We start from the raw sequence: 2,720 nt of genomic DNA, 5'->3' as shown, positions 1-2,720 counted from the left end.
CGCAGCAGCGCCACCGCCGCCGGCACGTTCCGCGGCGTGCCGGCGCCGTTGTAGAGCGCGATGGCGTATTCGACCTCGGCATCGACATTGTCGGCCAGCGAGGCGGCCTGCAGCAGCCGCGCCGCCTTTTCGAGGTCCTTCGGCACGCCGGTGCCTTCCTTGTAGAAGGTCGCCAGCGCGTATTGCGCCTCCGGGCTGCCGGCGTCCGCGGCCATGCGCAGCAGCTCGGCGGAGCGGCGGAGGTCCTGCGGCAGGGTCTGGCCGTCGAGATAGAGCAGCGCGAGATTATAGGCCGCCTTGGGCTCGCCGAGCTTGGCCGCCGATGCCAGCAGCTTGACCGCGCCATCCTTGTCCACCGCGCCGCCGCGGCCGGCGATCTTCATCATGGCGAGCGCGAACATCGCCTCGCGGTCGCCGGCGTCGGAGGCGCGCTTGTACCAGTCGTCGGCCTTGGCATAGTCGCGCTTGACGCCGAGACCGTTGGCATAGAGCTCGCCCAGCATCGTCATGGCCTTGGGATCATTGTTGTTCTGCGCGCGCACGGTCGCGAGATCGAACGCGGTCTTGTACATGCCGCGCTGATAGGCGCCGAATACGAGGTCGACGTTGGGATCGTCGACTGCCTGGGTCGGCGAAGGCGTCGGGCTGGGCGTTGCGGTGGGCTTCGGCGCGGGTTTCTTTGCGACCGGCGCGTGCACCTTCGGCTTCTCCTTCGGAGCCTCCTTCTTCGCAGGCGGCGGCGTCTGTGCCGGCGGCGTGATCGAGAGCTGCGCCATCGCGCCGCTCGCCAGCATCGTGCAGCCGAGCGCAACACCTATCGGACGCAGGCATTTCATTCCACCGTCATCCCTCGGCCTTGGCCTTGCCGAATGTGGCGGCATGCGCCTGCGCGATCGCCTCGCCGATCTCGACCACAGCCGTTTTCGCGCCGCGCGGATCGGACCAGATGAAGTCTCCGACGAGCACGAAATCCGCGCCGGCGGCCGCGAACGCCTCGGCCTCCTCGCGTGAGGTCGCAAAGCCTATGCAGGGCGGCTCGAACAATTCGTCCCACCATCCCAGCCGCTCGGCGATCGCCTCGGTCGAAGGCCGCTGTCCTTTGGCGTCGGGCTCGCCGAACAGCACATAGTCGGCACCGGCCTCGCCGGCGGCCATGGAATCGTGGCGCGTCGCGAGCCCGCCGACGCCGACGATGCGGTCGGGCTTCAGCGCGGGCGCAGCCTCTTCCATCGCGGCGACGCCGGTCAGATGCGCGCCATCGGCGCCGGCGCGGGCCACGATGTCGGGATGGCCGTCGATCAACAGCGCAGCACCTGCGTTCTGGATCGCAGGCGCCAGCGCCTTGATGGTGGAGATCATGCTGCGCGGGTCGGTTTCGCGGAGCCGCACCAGAACGGCCGCGACATCGGCCGCAGCGAGCAGCTCGGTGAGCTCGGCCGCAAGCCGTGACGGCTCGTCGACCGGCGGGGTTGCCAGATAGAGGCGCGGCGCCGGCCGCGGCGGAACGGGCTTGGTGGCCAACTATGCCGCCTGTTTTTCGAGGCCGGCTTCCCAATTGCCGGTGCTCGCCAACCCGTTCATCCGGGCGCGATGCGAGAAGGCGCGCTGGCCTGCGGGGACGTTGTCGGGCTTGCCGGACCACGCCTTCTGCGGCGCAGCCTGCAATGCACGGCCGTAGGAGAAGGTCAGCCGCCAGGGCAAATGGCCGATCTTGTTCATGGCGTCGAGATGCGCGGTCGCTTCCTCGTCGCTCTGTCCGCCGGAGAGGAACGCGATGCCGGGCACCGCGGCCGGGACGCAGCTCTTGAGCAGGCGGATGGTCTTCTCGGCGACTTCCTGCACCGACGCCTGCTTCGGGCACTTCTTGCCCGAGATCGCCATGTTCGGCTTCAGGATCATGCCTTCGAGCGCGACGCGCTGCACCCGCAATTCCTGGAAGGTGCGGTTCAGCACGCGCTGCGTCACCTCATAGCAGCGGTCGATGTCGTGATCGCCGTCCATCAGCACCTCCGGCTCGACGATCGGGACGATCTGCGCGGCCTGGCACAGCGCGGCGTAGCGCGCCAGCGCATGCGCGTTGACGCGGATAGCGGTCATGGTCGGGATGCCGCGGCTGCCGGCGCCGGAGCCGATATCGATCACCGCGCGCCATTTCGCAAAGCGCGCACCGCGCTCGTAATATTTCTTCAGCCGCTCCGCGAGCTTGTCGAGGCCGACGGTGACGAGTTCGCCGGGGCAGTTCGGCAGCGCCTGGGTGCCTTCGTCGACCTTGATGCCGGGGATCGCGCCGGCCTGCTCGATCAGCTTGACCAGCGGCGTGCCGTCCTTGGCATTCTGCCAGATCGTCTCGTCGTACAGGATGACGCCGGAGATGTACTTGCTCATCGCCTCCTGCGAGCGGAACAGCATCTCGCGATAGTCGCGGCGATTGTCTTCGGTCGAATCGACCTTGATGGCATCGAAGCGCTTCTTGATCGTGCCGGAGGATTCGTCGGCGGCGAGCAGGCCCTTGCCCGGGGTGACCATGGCAAGCGCAATTTTGTTGAGGTCAGCGAGGTTCATCGGGAACGTCCTCCAGGGCCATTGCCTTTGCAAACCAAAATAGGCGGTTCTCGGGCAAATGCCTAGAAAACGTTGGTCGCGGGCAGAATCGCGAGCGGATTTGGCTTGTTCTATTTTACCTCGCCCCGCTTGCGGGGAGAGGTCGGAACGCATCGACA

At 67.2% G+C, this 2,720-nt stretch carries 3 protein-coding genes; all 3 read right to left on the bottom strand.

Annotation, left to right across the window (positions count from 1 at the left end; translation table 11 throughout):
* Positions 1–836 (bottom strand): tetratricopeptide repeat protein (locus H8A92_RS40165; protein ID WP_229200768.1); only part of this gene is annotated, 836 nt, incomplete at its 3' end.
* Between the two features lie 7 nt (positions 837–843).
* On the bottom strand, positions 844–1,521 hold the full coding sequence (locus tag H8A92_RS40160; protein ID WP_229200767.1) for a thiamine phosphate synthase: 678 nt from the start codon (positions 1,519–1,521) through the stop codon (positions 844–846).
* Entirely contained in the window at positions 1,522–2,562 is a 1,041-nt protein-coding gene (locus tag H8A92_RS40155) for a class I fructose-bisphosphate aldolase (protein ID WP_229200766.1), read from the bottom strand.
* Between the last annotated feature and the right edge of the window lie 158 nt (positions 2,563–2,720).

It is taken from the genome of Bradyrhizobium acaciae (assembly GCF_020889785.1).
GTDB lineage: Bacteria > Pseudomonadota > Alphaproteobacteria > Rhizobiales > Xanthobacteraceae > Bradyrhizobium > Bradyrhizobium acaciae.
This window is presented reverse-complemented; position numbering and strand designations above follow the sequence as displayed.